Source organism: Chachezhania antarctica (genome assembly GCF_003646465.1).
GTDB classification, from domain to species: Bacteria; Pseudomonadota; Alphaproteobacteria; order Rhodobacterales; family Rhodobacteraceae; genus Chachezhania; species Chachezhania antarctica.
Window position 1 is genome coordinate 324,404 of record NZ_QZEX01000006.1, and the last position, 21,661, is coordinate 346,064.

At 63.7% G+C, this 21,661-nt stretch carries 30 protein-coding genes and 1 other RNA gene; 27 read left to right on the top strand and 4 right to left on the bottom strand.

Annotation, left to right across the window (positions count from 1 at the left end):
- Positions 1–413: 413 nt before the first annotated feature.
- Entirely contained in the window at positions 414–2,165 is a 1,752-nt protein-coding gene (locus D4754_RS14205; RefSeq protein WP_121064662.1) for a site-specific DNA-methyltransferase, read from the bottom strand.
- A gap of 300 nt (positions 2,166–2,465) precedes the next feature.
- Here D4754_RS14205 and D4754_RS14210 point away from each other — a divergent pair, with 300 nt between their 5' ends.
- The gene (locus tag D4754_RS14210; protein WP_163025911.1) at positions 2,466–2,966 is read left to right on the top strand and encodes a hypothetical protein; all 501 of its coding nucleotides are present in this window, start codon (positions 2,466–2,468) and stop codon (positions 2,964–2,966) included.
- 10 nt (positions 2,967–2,976) lie between these two features.
- Here D4754_RS14210 and D4754_RS14215 read toward each other — a convergent pair whose 3' ends face one another.
- A complete protein-coding gene (locus tag D4754_RS14215; protein ID WP_163025912.1) occupies positions 2,977–3,951 on the bottom strand; it encodes a LexA family transcriptional regulator in 975 nt (324 codons plus the stop codon).
- A gap of 69 nt (positions 3,952–4,020) precedes the next feature.
- On the opposite strand from D4754_RS14215, the gene D4754_RS14220 reads away from it, so the two are divergent.
- The 3 genes from D4754_RS14220 to D4754_RS14230 are packed head-to-tail and all read left to right on the top strand — an operon-like array spanning position 4,021 to position 4,819.
- Positions 4,021–4,434, top strand: a complete 414-nt coding sequence (locus D4754_RS14220) for a hypothetical protein (RefSeq protein ID WP_163025913.1) — start codon at positions 4,021–4,023, stop codon at positions 4,432–4,434.
- On the top strand, positions 4,434–4,613 hold the full coding sequence (locus tag D4754_RS14225) for a hypothetical protein (RefSeq protein WP_163025914.1): 180 nt from the start codon (positions 4,434–4,436) through the stop codon (positions 4,611–4,613). The genes D4754_RS14220 and D4754_RS14225 overlap by 1 nt, the downstream gene beginning before the upstream one ends.
- The gene (locus D4754_RS14230) at positions 4,613–4,819 is read left to right on the top strand and encodes a hypothetical protein (RefSeq protein ID WP_121064671.1); all 207 of its coding nucleotides are present in this window, start codon (positions 4,613–4,615) and stop codon (positions 4,817–4,819) included. The genes D4754_RS14225 and D4754_RS14230 overlap by 1 nt, the downstream gene beginning before the upstream one ends.
- Positions 4,820–4,830: 11 nt before the next feature.
- Here D4754_RS14230 and D4754_RS14235 read toward each other — a convergent pair whose 3' ends face one another.
- A complete protein-coding gene (locus D4754_RS14235; RefSeq protein WP_121064673.1) occupies positions 4,831–5,352 on the bottom strand; it encodes a hypothetical protein in 522 nt (173 codons plus the stop codon).
- 437 nt (positions 5,353–5,789) lie between these two features.
- Here D4754_RS14235 and D4754_RS14240 point away from each other — a divergent pair, with 437 nt between their 5' ends.
- The 20 genes from D4754_RS14240 (at position 5,790) to D4754_RS14335 (ending at position 16,615) form a co-directional block, all read left to right on the top strand.
- A complete protein-coding gene (locus D4754_RS14240) occupies positions 5,790–6,011 on the top strand; it encodes a hypothetical protein (protein ID WP_121064675.1) in 222 nt (73 codons plus the stop codon).
- 107 nt (positions 6,012–6,118) lie between these two features.
- A complete protein-coding gene (locus D4754_RS24570) occupies positions 6,119–6,247 on the top strand; it encodes a hypothetical protein (RefSeq protein WP_276208630.1) in 129 nt (42 codons plus the stop codon).
- Entirely contained in the window at positions 6,240–7,082 is an 843-nt protein-coding gene (locus D4754_RS14250) for a ParB/RepB/Spo0J family partition protein (protein WP_121064678.1), read from the top strand. Before D4754_RS24570 ends, D4754_RS14250 begins: the two co-directional genes overlap by 8 nt.
- Positions 7,079–9,229 (top strand): transposase domain-containing protein, encoded by a 2,151-nt coding sequence (locus tag D4754_RS14255; RefSeq protein ID WP_121064680.1) that lies wholly within the window; start codon positions 7,079–7,081, stop codon positions 9,227–9,229. Before D4754_RS14250 ends, D4754_RS14255 begins: the two co-directional genes overlap by 4 nt.
- A gap of 40 nt (positions 9,230–9,269) precedes the next feature.
- Entirely contained in the window at positions 9,270–10,016 is a 747-nt protein-coding gene (locus tag D4754_RS14260) for an AAA family ATPase (protein WP_121064682.1), read from the top strand.
- Positions 10,016–10,603 (top strand): hypothetical protein, encoded by a 588-nt coding sequence (locus tag D4754_RS14265; protein ID WP_121064684.1) that lies wholly within the window; start codon positions 10,016–10,018, stop codon positions 10,601–10,603. Before D4754_RS14260 ends, D4754_RS14265 begins: the two co-directional genes overlap by 1 nt.
- Positions 10,600–10,971 (top strand): hypothetical protein, encoded by a 372-nt coding sequence (locus D4754_RS14270; protein WP_121064686.1) that lies wholly within the window; start codon positions 10,600–10,602, stop codon positions 10,969–10,971. The genes D4754_RS14265 and D4754_RS14270 overlap by 4 nt, the downstream gene beginning before the upstream one ends.
- Positions 10,968–11,261, top strand: a complete 294-nt coding sequence (locus D4754_RS14275) for a hypothetical protein (protein WP_121064688.1) — start codon at positions 10,968–10,970, stop codon at positions 11,259–11,261. Before D4754_RS14270 ends, D4754_RS14275 begins: the two co-directional genes overlap by 4 nt.
- On the top strand, positions 11,254–11,469 hold the full coding sequence (locus D4754_RS14280; RefSeq protein ID WP_121064690.1) for a hypothetical protein: 216 nt from the start codon (positions 11,254–11,256) through the stop codon (positions 11,467–11,469). Before D4754_RS14275 ends, D4754_RS14280 begins: the two co-directional genes overlap by 8 nt.
- A complete protein-coding gene (locus D4754_RS14285) occupies positions 11,466–12,128 on the top strand; it encodes a DUF3164 family protein (protein WP_121064692.1) in 663 nt (220 codons plus the stop codon). Before D4754_RS14280 ends, D4754_RS14285 begins: the two co-directional genes overlap by 4 nt.
- 53 nt (positions 12,129–12,181) lie before the next feature.
- Positions 12,182–12,451, top strand: coding sequence for an HU family DNA-binding protein (locus D4754_RS14290; RefSeq protein WP_121064694.1), 270 nt, complete (start codon positions 12,182–12,184; stop codon positions 12,449–12,451).
- Positions 12,450–12,517, top strand: an RNA gene (locus D4754_RS14295) — hammerhead ribozyme type II. The genes D4754_RS14290 and D4754_RS14295 overlap by 2 nt, the downstream gene beginning before the upstream one ends.
- Before the next feature lie 6 nt (positions 12,518–12,523).
- Positions 12,524–13,015, top strand: a complete 492-nt coding sequence (locus D4754_RS14300) for a hypothetical protein (protein WP_121064696.1) — start codon at positions 12,524–12,526, stop codon at positions 13,013–13,015.
- Positions 13,008–13,460 (top strand): gp16 family protein, encoded by a 453-nt coding sequence (locus D4754_RS14305; RefSeq protein WP_121064699.1) that lies wholly within the window; start codon positions 13,008–13,010, stop codon positions 13,458–13,460. The genes D4754_RS14300 and D4754_RS14305 overlap by 8 nt, the downstream gene beginning before the upstream one ends.
- Positions 13,457–13,858, top strand: a complete 402-nt coding sequence (locus D4754_RS14310) for an RNA polymerase sigma factor sigma-70 region 4 domain-containing protein (protein ID WP_121064700.1) — start codon at positions 13,457–13,459, stop codon at positions 13,856–13,858. Before D4754_RS14305 ends, D4754_RS14310 begins: the two co-directional genes overlap by 4 nt.
- Positions 13,859–13,960: 102 nt before the next feature.
- Positions 13,961–14,872, top strand: a complete 912-nt coding sequence (locus tag D4754_RS14315; protein WP_121064702.1) for a lysozyme — start codon at positions 13,961–13,963, stop codon at positions 14,870–14,872.
- Positions 14,872–15,399, top strand: a complete 528-nt coding sequence (locus D4754_RS14320; RefSeq protein ID WP_121064704.1) for a 3TM-type holin — start codon at positions 14,872–14,874, stop codon at positions 15,397–15,399. The genes D4754_RS14315 and D4754_RS14320 overlap by 1 nt, the downstream gene beginning before the upstream one ends.
- A complete protein-coding gene (locus D4754_RS14325) occupies positions 15,399–15,746 on the top strand; it encodes a DUF2730 family protein (protein ID WP_121064813.1) in 348 nt (115 codons plus the stop codon). The genes D4754_RS14320 and D4754_RS14325 overlap by 1 nt, the downstream gene beginning before the upstream one ends.
- Positions 15,743–16,042, top strand: coding sequence for a VpaChn25_0724 family phage protein (locus tag D4754_RS14330; RefSeq protein ID WP_121064706.1), 300 nt, complete (start codon positions 15,743–15,745; stop codon positions 16,040–16,042). Before D4754_RS14325 ends, D4754_RS14330 begins: the two co-directional genes overlap by 4 nt.
- A gap of 3 nt (positions 16,043–16,045) precedes the next feature.
- Positions 16,046–16,615 (top strand): phage protein Gp27 family protein, encoded by a 570-nt coding sequence (locus D4754_RS14335; RefSeq protein WP_121064708.1) that lies wholly within the window; start codon positions 16,046–16,048, stop codon positions 16,613–16,615.
- Positions 16,616–16,620: 5 nt separating this feature from the next.
- Here D4754_RS14335 and D4754_RS24000 read toward each other — a convergent pair whose 3' ends face one another.
- Positions 16,621–17,166, bottom strand: coding sequence for a hypothetical protein (locus tag D4754_RS24000; RefSeq protein ID WP_163025915.1), 546 nt, complete (start codon positions 17,164–17,166; stop codon positions 16,621–16,623).
- 35 nt (positions 17,167–17,201) lie between these two features.
- Between D4754_RS24000 and D4754_RS14345 the strand changes: the two genes are divergently transcribed.
- From D4754_RS14345 to D4754_RS14355, 3 genes are read left to right on the top strand one after another with little or no spacing between them, the layout of a single operon-like run.
- Positions 17,202–18,884, top strand: coding sequence for a terminase large subunit domain-containing protein (locus tag D4754_RS14345; RefSeq protein ID WP_121064712.1), 1,683 nt, complete (start codon positions 17,202–17,204; stop codon positions 18,882–18,884).
- Positions 18,884–20,509, top strand: coding sequence for a DUF935 domain-containing protein (locus D4754_RS14350; RefSeq protein WP_121064713.1), 1,626 nt, complete (start codon positions 18,884–18,886; stop codon positions 20,507–20,509). Before D4754_RS14345 ends, D4754_RS14350 begins: the two co-directional genes overlap by 1 nt.
- Entirely contained in the window at positions 20,502–21,656 is a 1,155-nt protein-coding gene (locus D4754_RS14355; protein ID WP_121064715.1) for a phage head morphogenesis protein, read from the top strand. The genes D4754_RS14350 and D4754_RS14355 overlap by 8 nt, the downstream gene beginning before the upstream one ends.
- The last annotated feature ends 5 nt before the right edge of the window (positions 21,657–21,661 follow it).

A 21,661-nucleotide genomic window follows, 5' to 3' on the forward strand; every position in this document is an offset into this window, starting at 1 on the left:
CCCCGGTGTAATGGGACAGAGATATCTGCAGTAAGCCGGAAGACCCCGGGCCAACCCGGAAGACGCCGGAAGAACGCTAAAGATCAGGCGCTTACAGAGTTCCGAACCGGAGCGTCGACGTTTAGCAGCTTGTCCTTCAGTAGGCCGATCCTTGGCGCCCACGGGGCCGTTGGCCTTCGTCCCACCGCGGCATGATGAGCGCCTTGAAACCCATATTAACAAGGGTATTGAGGCCGTGATCGGGAGAACGGAAGCCGATGGTCGTATCCCGTAACATGCAAATGGGCGCGCAAGTTTGTCGAACCTCTTGCATCTTGCAGAAAAGTGAGAGTGTTTAATAGCTTAGTGTCACTTGGATCCCGTTACCTCCGGGAGTGAACATGCAAAAGAAATGCCCGACCTCGCCTAGGAGATTACCCCGCGTGTCGAACATGGGCGGGCATGACCGGTTGCTCCTGAAAGAGGGGCATCTGCTCTGCCTTTCCCTTGCCGCCGCCGAACGAGAACAGGAACTGGCGCTGACGAGCCAACTCCCTGGGATCCAGGAAAGCTGATTTCTGACCCGGTCTCCGGCGTCCAGCTGCCGCTGCCGTGACGACGTCGAAGAGGAAGGGAACTCGGATCGAGCTTCCGCCAAAGATCTCATCGATCGACAGTATTTGCACGGCTGGGTAGTCGCCGAAGTCCGTAAGGATCTTCCCAGCATGCCTTGCCTCTTCCAGCATTCCCTTGGTTGCAGGCTCGGCGCATACGAACACCGCTATCGCGTTCGGATCCTCGGTAAAGCGCCTTTCTCTTTCCAACGTGCCAACGAGATCCCGGATCATCCCAGGGTTCAGGTTTCTACCGCCCTTGACTGAGATGATCCCTCGGCTCTTCGCCTCGTCCTTTCCAGTGAGAAAGTAGAATGTGCCGTCGACACCACCGTCGCCGCGGAACTTGCCGGAGTGCATGCCCCCAATGACATTGACCGCCCACTCTTCGAACTTGAAGGGGTCGTTCTCGGCCAGCCACTTCGCCCCGCTCACGCTGGTCGGGAGGCCGAAAACGTCATAGTCGATCTTGGGGAACGAGTTCCTTAGCCGGTCTTCCACGACTCTCATCGCCTGAACGGCGACATCGATGCCAACCCACTGCCGGCCGAGTTTCTCTGCGGCGTGCAAGGTCGTTCCGCACCCGCAGAAGGGGTCCAGTACAACGTCGCCTTCTCGGGAAGACATCGAAATGACCCGCTCCAAAAGGGAAAGTGGCTTCTGCGTCGGATATCCCAGGCGCTCCTGGGCTTGAGAATTCAGCGGCAAAATGTCCGTCCAGACATCGGAGAGGGGCAGGCCCTTCATTTCGTCGAGGAACCGTTTGTATTGTGGAACTCGTCCTGGACCCGATTGATGGATTAGTCCTGCGTCATATGCGGCCTGCATCCTTTCCTTCGTCCAGCGCCACACCCTCCGGACTCCTAAGAACTCGTAATCCAAATTTGGCCTATTTTTATTTGGATTCAGCAGGTTGTCTAGGCGGTAGAGCCGTCCGTCTGGGTCCTTGTGTGAGTACTTTTTCTTAGTTTTCTCTGGTAGGTTGTGCGGATCATACGGCGAGTAAATTGCATCGTCGTTCCACGTCGACTGATCCGAATGACGATAGGCGAGCAAGAGGTCATGCGTGTTGGGAAGACGCTTCTTCATGAGCGACTTTCCAGTGTTTCGCTGCCACACGATCTCATTCTGGAACCGTGTCGGCCCGAAAATCGCGTCCATCACCACTTTGAGATAATGGCTCGCTGTTGGATCACAATGCAGATAGATCGACCCCGTAGGCTTAAGCGTTCGCTGCAACTCGACGAGGCGCGCGGCCATCATGGTCAAATACGCCAACATGTCATTCTGTCCGAGCATCTTGTGCATGGCGAGCATAACGTCCGATACGCGGCCAGCTCCGAAAGTCAAACTCTCGAAGGTTTCTTCTGCGGCGTCTCCCCAAGTCCAGGTATCCTCAAACGTCGCAATCTGGGCGTCCGACCAGCGCTTTGGGTCGGGCGAACGGAAGAGGAGATTATAGTTGGCATTCGAGTTAAAGGGTGGATCCAAGTAGATCAGATCGACGCTTTCGTCGGGGATGTATTCCCGCATGATGTGCAGGTTGTCGCCAAAATAGAATGCGTTGTTCATTATCTCGCCCTCCTGGCCCCCCAGGCAGCTCGACAAGTCTCAGTCGCATCTGGGGGCTTGGGACAAGAAAATTGCAAAACTGCTGGCAGAAACACCCGCAAGAATTGAAATATGGGGCCTTTTGGCAACGTTATCGGGACTGTAATTGGCGGGAGCGCCTACCTGGAAGCCCGCGTCAGCCGCCTTGCCTTGCGCCCCACGGCATCGCAGGCACGAAAGGGGATTCTTCCGCGGATCATCTTGCGCTACGCTGGCGGCAATGATGTCTGCACTTCCGCCGCCCTGCCATGGAGCCGCCCCATGAAACTGATCGCTGCCACCCTGGCTCTCCTCCTCCCCGCCCTGCCGGCTGCGGCCCAGGAGACTGACTATCGCGTCCTGCGGCTGGCCCAGGAAGCTGTGGAGAACGGTTGGGAAATCACCGACGAGGCAGACCTCTGGACCGCCTATGCCGAAGCCAATGGGATCGAGGCCAGCGAAGAGGTGATTGAAGCGCACCTGGTCGAGACCGCGAAGGCGCGTTGGCAAGCGCCGTCGGCCGTGGAGCTCAACATGGCGCAGGAGATCCTGCGGGCGGCGAACGGGTTCGCCACGTTTCTCTTCCAGCAGCATTACGCCTATGAGGTTAGCAGCGATAAACTGGTGATCTGTGGGGAGGTCATCGCGATAGGCGCCGATGGGCCGAAAGGCCCGTGGTCATCGTACAAGGTGGCCTTTTTTGACCATGGAAGACGCCTGTCAGCGCAACGGGCAGAGATTGGTGAAGGTGCAAGGGAAGAATGCCGTTTGGGTATCCGATAGCGGGAGGGGTTCATTCCTCAGCCGTGTGGCCCCACCAGACTACCTTGCCGATCACATTGATCTCTGCCCACCGGTCCCGCTTTAGGAACTCTGGTGGCACGTCCGGGTTATCCGACACCAGAATGATCGCGTCGTCGAGCTGGGCGATGCGCTTCACCCGCGCACCGTCGTCCGTCGTGAAGGCATAGATCGGGCCGTGGCGCGACTTGTGACCCGCCAACTTCGTCGGGATCTCCCGCTTTGCCGTGTCGATCAGGACCATGTCTCCGGGTGCGATTGTTGGCGACATGCTTTCGCCCATCTCGCCCAGGGCGACACGTGCCAGCACCGCGTTCGATGGTGACAGTCCGATCCTGGTCAACCACGTGCGCTTGAAGGCGAGGTGATCGACGATTGCCTCCTCCGCGTTGATTGCGCCGCCGCCAGCTGAGAGCGTGGCCGCGTGGAAAGGGATGTGGGTATAGTCATCGCCATCCAGGACCAGCTGCTCAATCGGGCCAGTGTCCCGCGGTGGCCCCACGTAAATCTCAAGGTTTAGCGCCCTGCAGATCTCTTCGGCCGTGTCTATGCGGGGCCGTCGCGGTCCCGCCTTGCCGGGGTTCTCGCGGAACAGGTTACGAAGCGAGTCGGTTTTCAGGCCGAGAGCCGCTTCAGCGGCAGACGGCTTCAGGCCAAGCTCAGCCAGCCTGGCGGCTACCAACTCCTGAAATCTGGTCCCGATATCCATGCTGGTAAAATAACCAACACAGCAGCGTTGACTACCGGTATTTTGACCTGATAGAAATATGGTCAAAATACCGGAGCAGAAAATGACCGAGCAAGACATCTTGAACGTCGCGAAGGCATACAGCGCCCACAATAGCATCAGCCTTGGGACCTTGAGCCTGTACGCCGCGGACGATGGAAAGTTCTTCGGTCGCTTGGAGGCAGGAAAGAGCTGCACGCTCAAGCGGGCCAACGAGATCCTGCGCTGGTTCTCGGTCAAATGGCCCCCCGACCTGGAATGGCCTTCTGACATTCGTCGGCCAGATGGGCCGCGAAAGGCGGTGGCATGATGAGCCTTCGTCGCAAGCTGGCTCTGCTGCTCTGCCCTGACTTGGCCGTGTTGCCCTATGATCGGCCCTTGGCGCCGCGCCTAGCTGGGCCGGAGCTCGCAGAGGCGGCCGCGCGCGCCAAAGAGCTTTGCCGCCTAGACCTCCTCTACGCCGTTCGAACTGGGGTGGTGCTCACCTGGAGCAACGCACCTCAATACGAAGGCCCGATGTACCAATGGCCCCATGACCGGCAACGCGTTCGGCGGATCTCGCTGGGCGCCCTGGAGCGCCTCCGCAAGGGTAAACAGCAGGGCGTACGACCGATCACTGCTTTCATGGCGTGCAATTACTTCAGCGCAATCTGGCCTGCCGACCTTGCCTGGCCGGCAGACATTCCCCGTCCCCCGAAATCCAACCCGCAGGAGGCCGCATGATGGCTATTTCGACGCTGTGGAGCGCGCGCTCCGGACGAGTTCATGCGCTTGGCGTCATGCCGCGCGCCACCAAGCGCAAGGTGGGCGGCGGACGGGTTCAGGGCTGGTGGATCCTGCCGGGCGTGTTCCTTGGGCTGATGATCTGGGTCGGGTTCTTCCGGCTAATCGGGGTGCTGTGATGGAGCGCTCTGCTGACCAGGACCTGGAATATGTGATCAACCGAATTAACGGAGCCGACGACCCTTGGCGGGAACTATCCGACATGATCTCCGAACGCCGCGAGGAGAATGCCGTACTCGGGGGAGACGACCGCAAACTGGCCGTCGCTATCGCGTTTTTCGCCGCCCGAGTTCCGCTACCCTTCAGTCGCGAGTCGCAGCAATGACGAAGCCCAATTCAAACCGTCCCGTCACCAGGGAACCGGGAGCTTCGGTTGACGGGCGCGATCATTATCCCGGAATCTCGACCGTCGGACATGTAAACGATCCCGTCGCACTCTCCACATTCGAACGTGTTGTGCCCGACAAGTTGCAGGAAAGATATGACCTGCTTCTCGTAGCACTCTGCACACACGCAGTGAATGGGATCGCCATCGGCGTCAGAGGCCTTCAGCTCGCGAACGAGAGACCCCTGTTCGGTCCGCTTGAGGGTGTAGCGATTAGCGTTGGCCTGAAATCGCTCGATGCGACGCTGTTCCTCACGCAGCTCCAGCATCGCGCTTTGCATCGACAATTGCTCAGACTGCAGCGCGAGCAAGCGTTCCAGAAGCTCGGAGACGAGGCGATTGGACGCCTCGGTGTCGGGGTTGGGCTTTGCGAGGAGCGCTCGGAGGCTCTGGGCAACCTCCGTGGCAGTCTTCGTCATTCCGGCAGCGTTTTTGCCGACACCGATGAGGGCAGTAATGGCTTCTAAATCCATTCGAACAGTCCTTGGGTGGCTTGGGTACTCAGGGGCTCAGGTGGCGGGGGGTGCTGCTAACACCTTCCGTCACCGCAAGGCCGACATTGGAATTCGTCTCCTTTTGGTCGTGCAGAAGGGGATGAAGGTGCTGGGGGGCGCGCACACGCTTCCCGGCACCGCTAGGGCAGAGCGGCCATCATACCACAAAATCTGGGGGTGCGCATGACATTCCGAGATCCTCCGCCTCACCGCTTCGATCCTCCTTCGGCTGTCCTCCCGGCCGATGCGAGGACCGAGCCTGCCAGGTCGCGCGTCGGGCCCGCGATCCGTGCGACCTGGCACCGGATTTCCGCATTTTCCCAGTGGATGGATGACAGCTGGGTCGGCGACCTGATCGGCGTGGCCTGCCTGTTCATCCTCCTCTTCATTGGGCTGTTCATGGGGATGATTTACCAATGACCAAGACCGTCAACCCGACAACCGAGGCCATAGCCTTCCGCGTCTGGCAGCATTGTGAGCCGATCGGCTGGAACTGCACCGTCGCGGACGCCGCAGAGGCCGTAGGCGAGCCCCTGAGTCGCGTCCGACGGATCATCGGGCACAAGGGCTGGGGCGGCCGGTTTCGCGCAACACGGACGGATATCTCCGCCGTCTACGAGGTCGAGGCGCAGGGCTGACCATGCATGCGGCCTCTCTCCTTTCTCCCCGTCTTGTTCGCGTCCGCCGGCTTCTGGCCGACGGCAAGCCGCACACGACCCGGGAGATCGTCAGGAGGGCCGAGGTAATGGCGGTGAATGCCTGCGTGGCGGAGCTGCGCCAGCACGGCGCGGTGATCACTTGCGAGCAGCGGCGCGTCAATGGCGCGCGGCGCTTCTACTACACGATGACGAAAGGCCCTGCCGAGAATGGCTGAACTTCTGACCACGATCACCGAACTGCCCGTCGCCGATATCGAGATCGGGCAGCGCCTGCGCCCGGCAAGCGAAGCGGGTGTGCAGGCGATCATCGCCTCGATCGGCGAACTGGGTGTGATGAAGGATCCCATCCATGTGCGGCGGCAGAAGGACGGCCGCGCCATTCTGATGGCCGGCCTTCATCGGCTGACCGCTGCGCGGGAACTGGGCTGGGAGACGATCAAGGTCGCCTGCTGGCGCTGTAACGACGATTTCGCCCGGCTGATGGAGATCGACGACAATCTTGCGGGTGCCGAGCTGACCGCCCTGGATACGGCCGTTTTCCTGGCCGAGCGCAAGCGGGTCTATGAGAAGCTGCATCCGGAGGCCCGCCAAGGCGGAGATCGCCGCAGCGCGCAATTTCAAACGGACACGATGTCCGTTTGCTCCTTCGCCAACGCGACCGCCGAGAAATTCGGGATCACCGAGCGCCACGTCCGGCGCATGGTGGCCGCGGGCGAGCGCCTGGCTGGGGACGAGGTGTCCAGGCTGCGCAAGGCCGCGCGCCCGGTCGGCCTGAAGGATCTGCAGGTCATCGGCACGCTGGGGCCGACCGAGCGCTATGCGGTGGTCGATGCCTTTGCCGAGGGTAAGGCGAAGTCCGCCGCGAAGGCCCTGGCAGCCGTGAAGGCATCGGCCAATTCCACGCCCCCGGTGGATCCCCATGAACAGGCATTCCTTGCACTGTCGACAGCCTGGAAACGGTCCTCGGCCATCGCACGCCGCCGGTTCGCCGACGAGTTCGGCCACGAGGTCGAGGCGCTGATCGCGCGTCACGGGGTGGCCGCAGAATGAAGGATTTCGCGCCCCTCAAGGACTGGTGGACTGTCGCCGAGCTGGCCGAAGCCCGGCTACCCGATCTGCCGGCAACCCGGCAGGGGATCGAGGCCGTGGCCAAGTCGCAGGACTGGCGCGCGCAGCCCGGCCGTGCCCGGCGCCGCCAGGCCCGGGGCGGTGGCTGGGAGTACCATTGGCGGCTTTTGCCGGTCCGGACCCAGCGACAGCTGCTGGCCGAGGCTGGGCAAGTCGAGGAAGTCGCGGCCCCCGGGGCTGATCGGGCCGAACGCTGGCGGTGGTTCGAAGCCCTCCCTGAGGCCACCAAGAAGGTTGCGGCAGATCGGCTTGCCGTCTTGCGGGAGATCGAAAGCCTGACCCCGGTTTCGACCAAGTACCTGGCCGTCGCCATGGTTGCGAACCGGATCGGCAAGAGTGAGCGCACGATCTGGAACTGGTTCGGTCTGGTCGAGGGTGTCGATCCGGCGGACTGGCTGCCCTACCTGGCGCCGCGGCACCGCGCCGGGGCCAATGCCGCGCCCAAGGCCGAAGCGGCGAAGGACTTCTATCATTGGCTGCTGGCGGACTTCCTGCGCCTGGAGGCCCCGAGTTTCCGCTCCTGCTATCGGCGGGTCCTGAGGCTTTGCGAACACCATGGCGTGGCACCGCTGACCGAACGCACCGCCAAGCGCTGGCTGGATCGCGAGGTGCCGCGCGTCCGTCAGGTTTTCCTGCGTGAGGGCGAGCGCGGGCTGATGAAGTGCTTCCCGCCGCAGATCCGAGACCGGTCCGGCCTTTCCGCCCTGGAGGGCGTCAACGCCGACTGCCACAAGATCGACGTCTTCGTCACATGGCCCGGCTTCGACAAGCCAATCCGCCCTCAGATCGTGGCGTTTCAGGACCTGTATTCGGGCAAGATCCTGTCCTGGCGGGTGGATGTCGACCCGAACAAGGTCGCGGTCATGTCGGCCTTCAAGGACCTGCTGCAAAACTGGGGCATTCCCCAGCATTGCCTCTTCGACAACGGCCATGAGTTCGCCAACAAGTGGCTGACCGGCGGCGCACCGACCCGGTTCCGTTTCAAGGTCCGCGAGGAGGAGCCACTGGGTGTCCTGGCGCTGCTTGGGGTGAAAATCCACTGGGCCACGCCCGGCCACGGTCAGGCCAAGCCGATCGAGCGCGCCTTCCTCGACCTGGCCAGCGACGTGGCCAAGGATCCGCGCTTTGCCGGGGCCTATGTTGGCCACAAGCCGGACGCCAAGCCCGAGAACTACATGTCCCGCGCGGTGGAGTTGGAGGACTTCCTGGCCGTCGTCGCGGAAGGGATCGCCGAACACAATGCCCGGCAAGGCCGGCTGAGCGCCACCGCCGAAGGCCGCAGCTTCGACGAGACCTTCGCCGAGAGCTATGCCCGGGCGCCGGTCCGGAAGGCCACCGACGAGCAGCTGCGGCTTTGCCTTATGGCCCAGCAAGTCTGCAAGCTTCACAAGACCCACGGCCGCATGACCTTGCACAAGAACGGCTACTGGTCGGACTGGATGAACGAGCTGGCTGGCCAGACGGTCGTCGCACGGTTCAACCCCGAGGATCTGCATGCCGGTGCCTACATCTACAGCCTTGCGGGCGAGTTCCTTGGGTATGCAGAGTGCCAAGAGAAGTCCGAGTTCTTCGACCTGGCCTCGGCCCAGGCCGCCGCGAAGGAGCGGAGCCGCCATCTGAAGGCGCAGCGCCGTGCCGCCAAGGAACTTCGTCCGGTTTCCGTGGGTGGGCTTGCCCGGGAACTGGACAAGCTGCCCAAGCGTGCCGAGGCCCAGGTGGATGCCAAGGTCGTCAAGCTGGCCAACCTGGAAGAGATCCGCAGGCTGGAACAACGCCAGAAAGGCCCGCTGATCGCGCGACCGATGGCCACGCCGCAGACCACGCCCGAGCAGGAGGCGCAGCTTCTGGATTTCGCCGAGAGCTTCGGCACCCGAAAGGCGGAGCTGGAGCCCGCCCAGGAAAACGCACGCGATCGCTTCTTCCGCGCCCGCGAGATCGAGGCGCGATCCGAAGCGGGCGAGCCCGTGGGGCGCGAAGAAGCAGCCTGGTACCGCCGCTATTCCGAAACCCCCGAATACCGCTCCAACCTGACGATCTTCGACAGGTTCGGGGCCGACAGCATTCGGTGAAACCGCCCTTAAGCGGTCCCTTGAAGAGGAGAGCATAACGATGAAACACGACCGAGCAGGCAGCTTCACCCCCGGCGTCGCGCCCTTGCGCAACGTGATGCTGCTCAACGAGCTGATCCACCGGGTGAATGACCGGGACCCCGATTTGCCCGGTATGGCCTGTTTCTACGGCCCCTCTGGCTACGGCAAGACCACGGCCGCGACCTGGAACGCGAACGAGACCAGTGCCTACTGGGTCGAGATGCGCGAGAGCTGGACGCGGAAGACGCTGTTCCGGTCGATCCTGGCGAACATGGGGATCGAACCGCGCCGGACGATCCCGGAGATGTCCAGTCAGATCTCGCGCCAGCTGGCGGTCACCGGGCGCCCGCTGCTGATCGACGAAGCCGACTACCTCATGAAGAACAAGATGATCGAGCTGGTCCGCGAGCTTTTCGAGGACAGCAAGGGCACAATCATCCTGATCGGCGAGGAGCGCTTGCCGCAGAACCTGGCAAGGCTGGAACGGACCCACAACCGGATGCTGGACTGGGTCGCCGCGGAGCCCGCAGACCTGCGTGAGGTCCAGATGCTGGCCCAGATGAAATGTTCCGGCGTCGAGATCGACGAAGACGTTCTGGGGGAGGTTCTGCGCGCCGCCAACGGTCGCGCGCGGCGCATCGTCGTCATCCTGGGCCAGATCCGGGAGGACGCCGCCCTACGCGGAAAGGACCGCTGCACCATGGCGGATGCAAATCGGATCCGCTTCTACACCGGCGACGCGCCGGCACCGCGGGGAGGTCGCTGATGTCCGTTTCTCCGCCCGGCCTGCCGCGGGTTCATGAGCGCAAACCGGCCCGCCAGGATATCTGGGAAGCCATTCAGGCGACGCCTCAAGGCTTCTCCGTCGGCCTACTCCGCAGCCGCTCGCTGGCCGACAAGAAAACGATCCGGGACTATCTGAAGTGTCTGATCGCGGCGGGCTATGTCGTGAAGCACGAGGACCTGGACCCGCCGACCTATGACCTGGTCAAGGACGGCGGCCACCATGCCCCGCGCCTGCGGGCCGACGGTACCCCGGTTACCCAGGGCGGCGGGGTCGAGAACATGTGGCGGAGCATGTACATGCTGCGCGAGTTCACGCATGTGGACATTGCCCAGCATGCCACGACGCTCTCGGTCACGGTCACCAACGAGACCGCCAAGTCCTATGTTTCGATGCTGCTCAAGTGCGGGTACCTGAAAGTTCTGCGCAAGGCCGAACCGGTGAAAGGACGCCTGGCGCTCTACCGCCTGATCCGCAACAACGGCCCGCTGCCTCCCAAGATCCAGCGGGTGAAGCGGATCTACGACCCGAACACCCACGAGGTCTTCGAGCCGCAGGGTGCCGCATGAACAGTCAGCTTGAAATCGCGCGCGCGGCCTGGGGGCCAGAGATCCCAGACTGGGTTGTCACCTTGGCACGGGAATGTGCCCAGGCCAGCCAGAACAAGGTCGCGGCCCAGTTGGGATATTCCGCAGCGCTGGTCAGCCAGGTTCTGCGCCGGAAATATCCCGGTGATCTCCGCGCCGTCGAGACGGCCGTCCGCGGCGCCTACGAGGAGTTCGTGATCGCCTGCCCTGCGCTTGGCGAGATCGCCCCGAAGCTCTGTCAGGAGTGGCGGGGCAAGGCGCGGAAATACTCGAACGAGAACAGTCAGCGGGTCCGGATGTTCCGGGCCTGCAATGCCTGCCCGCATTTCCGGAAGGAGCAAGTGAAATGACCCAAGCCAGTTTGCTGGAACGGATCGAGGCGATCGAATTCTCGGACGAGGCAGCTGTCCAGTACCAGGACCTGATCGCCACGCCGCCATCGGACGAAGAAGAGGCCGTCATCATCACGGCCGCGGCTGTGCTCCTGGCCCGCGGACGGCCGGGGATGACCTGGGACGATGACGTGGCCCTGGTGCGCCTGGGCTCGGAATTCATCGAGCTCATGTTCGCAGTCAGGAACCTGCGGCGCGCATCGACCGGTCGTCGCGGTCTCCGGATCGTCGGAGGCACCGATGCCTGAGCGCTGGGAACTTCACGAGATGATGCAGAAGGCCGCGCGCGGTCTCGGCAAGGTCGACGAGCTCGGCCCGCGCGGCACGACCCTGGTCAGCCAGGAAGAAATCGAGGCGATGGCCGGCACACTTGCACTGTTCGGCCTCGTCCCCATCCCGCCGGGAGCACCCGTTCCCGAAATCATCCACGGCACGTTCGAGGAGCCACAGACATGACCCCGCAGGCAACGCAGTTCACCCCCGCCCCGATCCCCGACGGCATCGTCGAGGTCAACGGCCACAAGTACATGGCCGATGCCAAGGGACGGCTCACCGCCCGGGAGCTGATCAAGCCCCAGCACCTGTTGCAGGACGAACTGGTCCGGAAGGTCTTCGGGTTTGCCATTGCCCTGGCCGAACAGCTGAGCCGCTTCAAGGGCCACGCCTACGAAGACCTGGGCGACTTCGACGCGATGCTGGCACAGGAATATGGCCTGACGAAGGGCGGAGCCAAGGGCAACCGGACCTATACCAGCTTCGACGGCCTGATGAAGATCGAGGTACGGGTGCAGGACCGGATCGAGTTCGGCCCGGAAATGCAGATCGCCAAGGGCCTCTTCGACGAGTGCCTCAACGAGTGGTCGGCCGATACCCGGGCCGAAATGCGTTCGATCGTCACCAATGCCTTCGACACCGACAAGGAAGGCAAGATCAACCGGACCAACATGTTCCTGCTGCTGCGGACCGAAAGCGAGGATGCGCGCTGGCAGAAGGGCCAGGACGCAATCCGAGACGCCATCCATATCATCGGCTCGCAGAGCTACCTGCGCTTCCAGTTTCGCGATGCCCAGGACGCCGCCTGGCAATCGCTGACGATCGATCTGGCGAAAGCCTGAACCCATCCCGGCCGGATGGTCCGGCCGGGACATCACCCAGAAGGAGAGACCACATGACAACCTATACGAAAACTGCCTTGATCAAGGACGTGGCTGCGGAAGCCAACTTGAACCAAGCGACGGTCGGCACCGCGCTCGATGCAATCCTGGGCAAGATCTCCGAGCGAACGGCCGCGGGCGACAAGGTGGCAATCCCGGGCTTTGGCAAGTTCGAGACCCGGACCCGGGCCGCCCGAACCGGCCGCAACCCAGCCACCGGTGCACCCGTGGAGATCCCGGAGCGGACCGTCCTGAAGTTCACCCCGTCGAAGAGTTCTTCCTGAGCGAAACGCCCCGAGGTTCGGGGCGTCGTCCTGGCGTGGTGGCCGGGGCCTGATGAGCAGCCGGAGATAGACATGAACGGATATGAACTGCGCCAGAAAGACGACGGATCGATCGAGATTGTCGAGATCGTTCCGTCCGTGATCGCCACGTTCGCGGATCGGGCTCATGCGGAACGCTACTTCGATTTCCTGACAGGGCCGAAGGACCCGGTGCCGCCGCGTCCCACGGCCTTGCCTGCGCCCGTGGAGACCGCGCCCGCGGCGAGGACCGCAAAAGCCACCCAAACCTTCTCCGACCCGACGGGCGAAGAGTGGGAGAAAGCCTTTACCTACCTGATGGCCGGTGAGGACATGAAGGCCGTGGCAGCCCGGATGAGCGTCGACATGTACAAGCTCCGTGGCAAGTACGCCGCCTGGCGCCGCAGGCAGAACGAGCGGGCCGCGGCCGAGGCGCCGACCGGGAACCCTGCAGCTTTGGAAACGAGCGACTGCCGTATGTGCGGGCGGACGTTCAGGGACACGGCCGAGAGCGACGGTCTGTGCGCGCGGTGCTTCCATGGGTAAAGACCGAGGCCTGCAACGCCAGATACACGTCGCCTGCCGCGACCTCGGTCTTGACGAGGACACCCGGCACGACCTGCAGCTGGCCGTGACCGGCAAGGCCAGCATGTCCGACATGTCGGATGCCGATCTGCGTCTGGTTATGTCGGCCCTGAAGGAACGTGGCTTCAAGACGACTGGCAAGGGCGCCTTCAAGGGCCGTTCAAAGCCTCTGGCACCCCGGGCCGATCTTCGGTTTATCCATGTGCTCTGGAAACAGCTGGGCGATGCCGGCGCTCTGGAGCGCCCTGACCGGGACGGGCTCAACGCATTCATTCGGTCTCGGTTCGGCGGCAAGTGGCAATTCGTGCCGTTGGACGTGGATGCGTTGCGGGATACAGCCCAGATCAACGCAGTGATCCGTGCGCTGAAGGACATGTGCCGCCGCCACGGGATCGAGCTCGAATGACCCGGCAGGAAAACGTAGACGGCACGTTTCCGAAACCGCCCGTCCAGATCGAACCGTTCGTCCGGGTCCTGGGTCCGGACCGGGCGGCGACCTTCCTTCTGGAGTTTGGCGGGGCCGAACTCTACCTCACCTCCAACCCGAAAGGGCGCTCGCGGCTTGCCGAGCTGTTCGGGTTGGAGACCGCGGCCGAGATCGCAAGGGCGGCGGAGCATCTTCCCCGCCGGATCCCGACGGCGAAGCCCTGGCTCGCGCGGCTGATGCATTCTCGGGACTTGCCTATCGCCGAAATTGCCCGCAAGCTGCATGTCACCGACGTGACCGTCCGAAGCTACCTGAAAGCTGCCAATACACGGTCTTCCGACCCTCCCTCCCGACAGATGAATTTGCCCGGCTTCTGACACCCGCAAACCCTTGCGGGTGTTTCCGTTTCCGGCGCCGGGCCACCTTGGAGCAAAGCGAAGGGCGCTTATCGCCCCCGCGCTATCTCACGAGGTTCTTCCATGCAGACCAGTGCCGAAGGGGTGGCTTTCATCGAGCGCCATGAAGGGGTCGTCCTGACCGCCTATCGCGATCCTGTCGGGATCTGGACGATCGGCAGTGGACTGACGGCGGCATCCGGCGTCGTGAAGCCCAAGGCGGGCATGAAGATCAGCAAGGCCGAAGCGGCAAGACTGCTTTCAAAGGCCCTTGCCACGAACTACGAGCCGGCCGTGGCCCGGACTATGCCGGGTGCGCGCCAGCACGAATTCGACGGCGGCGTAAGCTTCCACTTCAACACCGGCGCCATCGGGAGGGCATCCTGGGTCCGGGCGTGGGTCGAACGCGACTGGGCGGAGGTCGGGCGCCGGATCAAGCTCTGGAACAAGGGCGGCGGCAAGGTGCTGCCCGGACTGCAGCGCCGCCGGGAGGAAGAGTTCCTTCTGATCCAGTTCGGCAGCTATGCCGGGAAGGTCGCCCAGAACCCGCCCGGCGGCTGTGCGCGGATCGTTGTGCCCATGAGGCCTGACGAGATCGCCGCGATCCGGAAAGGTTTCGCCACGCTTGGATACCCGATTGGCGATAACGCCCGCGGCGTGGCGAAAGAGGCCGTGCTGGCGTTCCAGCGGGACCATGCCCTACTGGCGGATGCTATCCTTGGCAAGGCCACGCTTTCGACGCTTCAGCGGATGCTGGATGCCCGGTCCAAGGTAAAGGCCGCGGGCGGCAGTGCCGCCGTTGCAGCCCCGGCGACCCAAGCGCCGGCGATCACGGGCAACACCGGCGGGGCCGACTTGTTCGGCTGGGCCGGGTGGATCGCGCTCGCCGTCTGCGTCTGCTGGGGTCTGCGGTTGGCCTGGACCTATCGCGACGCCATCGCTGCCAAACTCGCGGCCCGCGCCCCCAAACTTGCCACCTTCCTGCGGAGCTTCTGATGGTATCGTCCGCCCTTGTCACGCTTGCCGCCCAGGCCGGCGCGCCCCTTGTTGAACGGATCCTCGCCAACCGGATTGGCCAGGGGAATGCCTCGCTGGTTGGCGAGGTCCTCCAGCGCGTGGCACAGAATGCGGGGACAACTCCCGATCAGCTGCCGGCGCTTGCCGAGACGCGGCCCGAAGATCTGGGCAAGGCAATGGCCCAGGCAGAGGCCGAAGCGCCCGAACTGATCGAGCTGCACGAGACAGCCTTGAAGGGACAGTTCGCACTTCTGCAGGCCGAGAAAAGCGACCCCGTCTGGATGCGCGCCTGGCGCCCGCTTTCCATGTACCTGGTGGGCTTCCTCTGGCTCTGGAGCATCGTGGCCCTGCATGTGCTGAACGCGATCTTCAAGATCGCGCTGCCGCAGCCCGACCTCGCAACCCTGTTCCAGCTGACGGCCGTCTGGCTTGGCCTCTACATGGGCGGTCACACGGTCAAGGACATTGCCTTCCAGAAATGGGGCGGGAAAGGCGTCCCGCGGTGATGATCGACCTGGACAACGTCTATCGCGCCCTGGGCCTCGTGAGCCTGGTCGTGTCGCTGGGCTCGGCCACCTATGCTTTCTTCGCGACGCGGAGGAAGGATGTGGACCGACGCTTCGACGAAGGCAGCAAGCGGATGGACCGGCACGACTTGCGGCTGCAGGCCGTTGAGCAGGCCATCCAGACAATGCCCGGCAAGGACGACATGCACCGGCTGGAGCTGCACCTGAGTGAAATGTCGGGCGACATGAAGGCGATGTCCGCCACGATGATAGCCATGTCCGAAAGCCAGACCAGGACGGAGCGCATCGTCAGCCGTCACGAGGACCACCTGAGGGGCACCACATGAACGCCTACAACGAGACCCTGCGCAAGCACCGCCGCCTGGCGATCCTCCGTCACCTGGAGGCCTGCATGGACTATACGTCCAACGCATCGATCCTCACCGATGTCCTGGACGGTGTCGGCGTGACGTCGAGCCGTGACCAGGTCGTGACCGAGTTGGCCTGGCTGAAAGAGAACGGCTTTGTCACATATCAGGATGCAGGGGCCTTCCTGGTCGTCGAGGCCACCGCCCGTGGCGTCGAGATCGCCCGTGGCCGCGCCCTTCACCCGGAGATCCAGCGCCCGAGCGCCCGGAGGTGAGCCATGCCTCCGCCCCGCAAGGTTGACCTGCTACCCGCCGAGCTGCGGCTCTGGCTCCAGGAGGAGCTGAAGTCCCGTGGCTTCGGCGATTATGTCGCCCTGGCCGATGCCCTGAACGCCCGCCTGGAAGAGGACGGGCTGGAGCTGCGCATCGGCAAGAGCGCGATCCACGCCTTCGGCCAGGAATACGAGCACTTCGTCAAGGCGCAGGAACAGGCCAGCGCCTGGGCCGCGGGCTGGATGAACGACAACGGCCTGGAGGAAGAGGCCAAGCGCCACAACGTGCTGTTCCAGATGATCACCACGCTCGCCTTCAAGGTCATGCAGTCGCAGATGATCAAGGAAGGGGACGAGATCGACCCGCGCGAACTGCACTTCCTGGGCAAGATGCTGAAGGACGTGATGAGCTCTTCCGGGATCCGCGAGAAGCTCATGGAGGAAGAGCGCGAGCGCATCGCCCGGGAAACCCGTGAGATAGCAGCCGCGGCCGTCGAGAAACATGCCCGCAGCGCCGGCATGACCGCCGAAACGGTTGAGGGGATCAAGGCGGAGATCCTCGGGGTTAACAAATGATCGAGTCAGATATCCGCCCACATCGATCGGTCCCAACTGGGGGTTTCGTTCCAGCTGGACTGATTTTGGTAGTTAGCCTCGCAGGCGTTGCAGTGGAGATAAATGTCCTTCGGACCGCCTTGAAGCGGCATGAACCGCTGATGTTCAAGAAGGCAATTTGGACAAACCCTGTGGAACATGTGGCCAGTAGCATCTGCCTCCCTCAGGGAGAAAATCTGGCCGCCGTCAGGCAAGTTGCTGACCTTGTAGAGTTTAAATTTCTGGGCGAATTCATCTCCTCGCTCTGCTTCTCGCAGTATTTCCCAAAGCTTATTTTGGGCTTCCAACTGAGCCATTTTGGATTTCAGAAGTTCATCGATGACTTCTGTCAGGAGCAGTTTGAGCTCTTCGGTATCTCCATCGGCAGTACGCCCCAGCAAACGTTCCTGAAGGCCCTTGGCGCTGTCAATTGTTTTGATGCCGGTGCCGACAAGACCCAAGGCTGCCGAAATCGTCGCAATATCTACCAATTCAATCCCGCCTTCCTCAATTTGAACAACAGCTTCCCGCAATGCCTGTATTTGCGCAAGCTAATTGGGGTCTCCGCATGACGGCCCCGATCACCCAGCAGGAGTGGGAACGCCAGCGCCGAGAGGCGACCGAGGCGCTGCCGGACGTCATCGACCAGGTCGGACTGCCGAAGGTGCTGTTGCCCTACCAGGCCCAGACCGTCTCGCTTCTGGACAGCGTTTCGACCCATGTCCTCTTCATCGAGAAGAGCCGCCGGATCGGCCTGACCTGGGGCCTTGCCGCCTATGCCGTGTTGCGCGCCGGGCGCGAGAAGGCGGCGGGCGGGATGGACGTCATGTACATCTCCTACAGCCAGGAGATGACGCGCGAGTTCATCGACGCCTGCGCCATGTGGGCGCGGGCCTTCTCGGTCGCGGCCCAGGCGCACGAGGAATTCCTTTTCCCGGACAGCGACGAGAATGGCGACCGGTCGATCAAAGCCTTCCGGATCGCCTTCGCCTCGGGTTTCGAGGTCATCGCGCTCAGTTCCGCCCCGCGCGGCCTGCGCGGCAAGCAGGGCGTGGTGATCATCGACGAAGCGGCCTTCGTGGACAGCCTTGCGGAACTGCTGAAAGCGGCGCTCGCGTTCCTCATGTGGGGCGGCCAGGTCGTGGTCTGCTCGACCCATGACGGGACCGAGAACGTCTTCAACCAGCAGATCCAGGACATCCTGGCCGAACGTTCACCCTACAAGCACCTGCGCATCGACTTCGATCAGGCGCTGCGCGACGGGCTGTACCAGCGGATCTGCCTCGTCCGGGGCAAGGACTGGACGCCCGAGGGCGAGGCCGGGTGGCGCCAGGAGATCATCGACTTCTACGGCGACGGCGCCGACGAGGAACTCTTCTGCATCCCGTCCATGGGCTCCGGCGCCTGGCTTGCGGCCCCGTTGATCGAGGCACGGATGACGGCGAAAACCGCGCCGGTCCTGCGCCTGGAGCTGCCGGCGAACTATCTCCAATTGCCCGATGTCGAGCGCCTGGCGCTGTTCCGGCCGTTCATGGAAGAGCTGGAGGCTGCGCTTGCCGATCTCGACCTCGATCTGCTCTATGCCTTCGGCTTCGACTTCGCCCGGGTCTCGGACCTGTCGGTCGCCTCGCTGCTGGCCATTGAACAGCGTCTTCAACGCCGGGAAGGCCTGTCGGTCGAGATGCGCAACGTGCCGGGCGATGAGCAGAAGACTGTCGTACGCGCGATCTTGAGCCACGTCCGAGCCCGTCTTGTCGGTGCCGCCTTCGATGCCACGGGCATGGGCTGGACCGTGGCCGAGGACATGGGCCGCGAATTCGGCCTGCGCGAGGGCGAGGACGGCGGCGGACTGGTCTGGGCGATCAAGTTCACCGAGGACTGGTACCGCCTACACATGCCGCCGCTGAAGGCCGCTTTCGAAGATGACCAGATCGCGCTCGCGCCGGACGCAGAGCACCTCTCGGACCTCCGGGTGATCAAGCTGATCCGGGGCACGCCCCGCGTGCCACCAACCCGTGAAGGCGAGAAGGGCAAGAAACGACACGGCGACTATGCGATCGCCCTGGCGCTGGCGCATTTCGCGAGCCGGATGCGGTGGGTCGAATACGATTACCGGGGTGCCGGCGGCAGCCATGCCGGGCAGCGTTCCAGCGCATCGATGACAGAGACGGCCGAGGAGACTGATCGCTCAGGTGAGCTCCGCGACTGGTGGTCCGGTCCGTTGGGCGCCGGGCTCAGAGGAGCAGTTTAATGGGAAAGACACCGCAAGTCCTGGACCGCTGGGGCCGCCCGGTGAAGCGCAGCGCCCTGACCGAGGAGGTGGCAGCACCGACCGTTGGCGGCGTGCGGTCGCCGATCGCCGGCTACCCGGCCGACGGTCTCACGCCATTGCGCCTGGCCTCGATCCTGCGCGAGGCGGACCAAGGTGATCCGGTCCAATACCTGGAGCTGGCCGAGACGATCGAGGAGCGGGATCCGCACTACCTGGGCGTCCTGGGCACCCGCCGTCGGTCCGTCAGCCAGATCGACGTGACCGTGGAAGCGGCGAGCGACAGCGCCCAGGATCAGAAGATCGCCCAGATGGTCCGCGACTGGCTGAAGCGTGACGAGCTGACCGAGGAGATCTTCGATATCCTGGACACGATCGGGAAGGGCTATTCCTTCACCGAGATCATCTGGGAGACCTCCGAGGGCCAGTGGCAGCCGGCGCGCCTGGAATGGCGGGATCCGCGCTGGTTCCGTTTCGCCCGGCATGATCTGGCCACGCCGCTGATGCTGGACGAGAACGGCCAGGAGGTCCCGCTCTCGCCCTTCAAGTTCGTCTTCGCCCAGATCCGTGCCAAGAGCGGGATCGCGCTGCGGTCGGGCCTTGCCCGGGTGGCCACGTGGGGCTGGATGTTCAAGGCCTACACGCAGCGGGACTGGGCGATCTTCACCCAGACCTACGGTCAGCCCGTGCGCCTCGGTAAATACGGCGCCGGAGCGTCCGACCGAGACAAGGACACGCTCTTCCGGGCGGTGGCGAATATCGCCGGCGATTGCGCGGCGATCATTCCGGACAGCATGTCGATCGACTTCGTGGAGGCGAAGAGCATCGGCTCGTCGACCGACCACTACGAGAAGCGCTCGGACTGGCTGGACAAGCAGATCTCCAAGGCGGTCCTCGGCCAGACTTCGACCACGGACGCGGTCACCGGTGGTCTTGGCTCCGGACAGGAGCACCGCGAGGTCCAGGAGGATATCGAGCGGGCAGATGCCCGTGCCCTGGCCGCGATCCTGAACCGGGATCTGATCCGGCCCTGGGTCGATCTGGAGCATGGACCGAAGAAGGCCTATCCTCGCCTGGTCATCGCCCGGCCGGAGAAAGAAGACCTGACGGCATTCTCCAATGCCCTGGCGCCCCTGATCACTGCGGGGTTGCGGGTGCGACAGTCCGAGGTCCGGGACAAATTCGGCCTGTCGGATCCGGACGAGAAGGACGAGATCCTCGTGCCCCGGACCGTGCAGCCCAGTGACGGGAACGGGAATGGGGCTGAGAGCGCCGTTAAATACCCATTAAAGGGCCGGCGCGCTGCGGCGCGGGGCATTGCCGCCCTTCAGGCGGAAATCGCCTCAGCGGCCCGATCAGCGCCTCACGATGAAATCGCCCCGATCATCGACCGGATGGCGCGCGAGGCCGATCCGGAGATGGAAGCGATGCTCGCCCAGGTCGAGGTGATGTTGCAGGCGGCCGGGTCCCTGGAGGAGTTCCGGGAAATGCTGCTGGCCGGGTTCCCGGATCTGGACGCAAGCGGCTTCGCCAATGTCCTGGGCGACGCCATGGCAGCAGCGCATGCAGGGGGCCGCGCCACCGTCGAAGAGGACGGTGATGGCTAAGCCGGACCCCGCGATCAGCGCGATCTTCCGCAGGCCCTTCCCGGAACAGGTCGCGGCCTTCCGGCTCCGGCTGGGCAATCTGGTTGCGACCAGCAGCTGGGATGATGTCTGGCAGGACGGGCATGACCGATCCTTCATGGTCGCGGGGGCAACGAAGGCGGACCTGCTCTCCGACCTGGCCGCGGCGGTCGACAAGGCCGTCGCCGAGGGCACCAGCCTGGAGGAGTTCCGCCGCGACTTCCGCAAGATCGTCGAACGCCGCGGTTGGCACGGTTGGACCGGTGAAGGCACCAAGGCTGGCGAAGCCTGGCGCACGCGCGTCATTTACCGGACCAATGCCAGGACCAGCTATGCGGCCGGTCGCCTGGCGCAACTTCGCGAAGGGAATTTCGCCTACTGGATCTACCGGCACGGCGGCTCGCTGGAACCGCGGCCCGAGCATCTCGCCTGGGATCGCATCGCCTTGCCACCGGATCATCCCTTCTGGGAGACCCACGCCACACCGAATGGCTGGGGCTGCAGCTGCTACATCGTCGGCGCCCGGACCAGGGCCGGGATCCGGCGCATGGGCGGCGACCCCGACAAGGTCCTGCCCGAGGGCTGGCAGAAGCTCGACCCGAAAACCGGGGCACCGCGCGGGATCGACCGGGGCTGGGCCTATGCGCCGGGAAACACTGTCAGCGACACGGTCACGGCGCTGCGCCCGAAGCTCAACGACCTGCCGCCGCAGCCCTCGATCGACCTGATCCGGAGCTGGCTGCAGGAAGGGCCGTTCGCCAAGTGGATGGAGGCGCCGAAAGGGGCTTGGCCCCTGGTCCGGATCTCGGGCGAAGACGCCGCCCGGATCGGAGCTCGACGCGAGGTCGCGGATCTCTCGGCCGAGACGGCCTTGAAGCAGCTTCGCCAACATCCGGAGCTCACGCCCGCCGAATACGTCCTGGCTCAGGACACGGTGTCCCGTGCCACCTATCGGATCCAGGACACGCCGCAGAGCATGATCTACCTTCTGGATGAGCCCAGCGGTTACCTTCTCGTCGTCAAGGCGACGCGCACCGGCAAGGGCCTCTTCGTCACGAGCTTTCGCCGGATCACCGGCGATGCGACGCGGCGGGCGCAGCTTATCCGCCAGTTCCGTCGCAGGGAATGATGTGA

What these genes read in the sequence shown, in the direction of transcription:
- D4754_RS14350 (WP_121064713.1), top strand. Translation starts at nt 18,884, where the DNA reads ATGGGAAAGACACCGCAAGTCCTGGACCGCTGGGGCCGCCCGGTGAAG.
- D4754_RS14315 (WP_121064702.1), top strand. Translation starts at nt 13,961, where the DNA reads ATGCAGACCAGTGCCGAAGGGGTGGCTTTCATCGAGCGCCATGAAGGG.
- D4754_RS14235 (WP_121064673.1), bottom strand. Translation starts at nt 5,352, where the DNA reads ATGGATTTAGAAGCCATTACTGCCCTCATCGGTGTCGGCAAAAACGCT.
- D4754_RS14330 (WP_121064706.1), top strand. Translation starts at nt 15,743, where the DNA reads ATGAACGCCTACAACGAGACCCTGCGCAAGCACCGCCGCCTGGCGATC.
- D4754_RS14230 (WP_121064671.1), top strand. Translation starts at nt 4,613, where the DNA reads ATGGAGCGCTCTGCTGACCAGGACCTGGAATATGTGATCAACCGAATT.
- D4754_RS14240 (WP_121064675.1), top strand. Translation starts at nt 5,790, where the DNA reads ATGACCAAGACCGTCAACCCGACAACCGAGGCCATAGCCTTCCGCGTC.
- D4754_RS14265 (WP_121064684.1), top strand. Translation starts at nt 10,016, where the DNA reads ATGTCCGTTTCTCCGCCCGGCCTGCCGCGGGTTCATGAGCGCAAACCG.
- D4754_RS14355 (WP_121064715.1), top strand. Translation starts at nt 20,502, where the DNA reads ATGGCTAAGCCGGACCCCGCGATCAGCGCGATCTTCCGCAGGCCCTTC.
- D4754_RS14345 (WP_121064712.1), top strand. Translation starts at nt 17,202, where the DNA reads ATGACGGCCCCGATCACCCAGCAGGAGTGGGAACGCCAGCGCCGAGAG.
- D4754_RS24570 (WP_276208630.1), top strand. Translation starts at nt 6,119, where the DNA reads ATGGCGGTGAATGCCTGCGTGGCGGAGCTGCGCCAGCACGGCGCGGTG.
- D4754_RS14270 (WP_121064686.1), top strand. Translation starts at nt 10,600, where the DNA reads ATGAACAGTCAGCTTGAAATCGCGCGCGCGGCCTGGGGGCCAGAGATC.
- D4754_RS14285 (WP_121064692.1), top strand. Translation starts at nt 11,466, where the DNA reads ATGACCCCGCAGGCAACGCAGTTCACCCCCGCCCCGATCCCCGACGGC.
- D4754_RS14325 (WP_121064813.1), top strand. Translation starts at nt 15,399, where the DNA reads ATGATCGACCTGGACAACGTCTATCGCGCCCTGGGCCTCGTGAGCCTG.
- D4754_RS14260 (WP_121064682.1), top strand. Translation starts at nt 9,270, where the DNA reads ATGAAACACGACCGAGCAGGCAGCTTCACCCCCGGCGTCGCGCCCTTG.
- D4754_RS14305 (WP_121064699.1), top strand. Translation starts at nt 13,008, where the DNA reads ATGGGTAAAGACCGAGGCCTGCAACGCCAGATACACGTCGCCTGCCGC.
- D4754_RS14225 (WP_163025914.1), top strand. Translation starts at nt 4,434, where the DNA reads ATGGCTATTTCGACGCTGTGGAGCGCGCGCTCCGGACGAGTTCATGCG.
- D4754_RS14255 (WP_121064680.1), top strand. Translation starts at nt 7,079, where the DNA reads ATGAAGGATTTCGCGCCCCTCAAGGACTGGTGGACTGTCGCCGAGCTG.
- D4754_RS14250 (WP_121064678.1), top strand. Translation starts at nt 6,240, where the DNA reads ATGGCTGAACTTCTGACCACGATCACCGAACTGCCCGTCGCCGATATC.
- D4754_RS14275 (WP_121064688.1), top strand. Translation starts at nt 10,968, where the DNA reads ATGACCCAAGCCAGTTTGCTGGAACGGATCGAGGCGATCGAATTCTCG.
- D4754_RS14300 (WP_121064696.1), top strand. Translation starts at nt 12,524, where the DNA reads ATGAACGGATATGAACTGCGCCAGAAAGACGACGGATCGATCGAGATT.
- D4754_RS14205 (WP_121064662.1), bottom strand. Translation starts at nt 2,165, where the DNA reads ATGAACAACGCATTCTATTTTGGCGACAACCTGCACATCATGCGGGAA.
- D4754_RS14320 (WP_121064704.1), top strand. Translation starts at nt 14,872, where the DNA reads ATGGTATCGTCCGCCCTTGTCACGCTTGCCGCCCAGGCCGGCGCGCCC.
- D4754_RS14310 (WP_121064700.1), top strand. Translation starts at nt 13,457, where the DNA reads ATGACCCGGCAGGAAAACGTAGACGGCACGTTTCCGAAACCGCCCGTC.
- D4754_RS14210 (WP_163025911.1), top strand. Translation starts at nt 2,466, where the DNA reads ATGAAACTGATCGCTGCCACCCTGGCTCTCCTCCTCCCCGCCCTGCCG.
- D4754_RS14290 (WP_121064694.1), top strand. Translation starts at nt 12,182, where the DNA reads ATGACAACCTATACGAAAACTGCCTTGATCAAGGACGTGGCTGCGGAA.
- D4754_RS14220 (WP_163025913.1), top strand. Translation starts at nt 4,021, where the DNA reads ATGAGCCTTCGTCGCAAGCTGGCTCTGCTGCTCTGCCCTGACTTGGCC.
- D4754_RS14335 (WP_121064708.1), top strand. Translation starts at nt 16,046, where the DNA reads ATGCCTCCGCCCCGCAAGGTTGACCTGCTACCCGCCGAGCTGCGGCTC.
- D4754_RS14280 (WP_121064690.1), top strand. Translation starts at nt 11,254, where the DNA reads ATGCCTGAGCGCTGGGAACTTCACGAGATGATGCAGAAGGCCGCGCGC.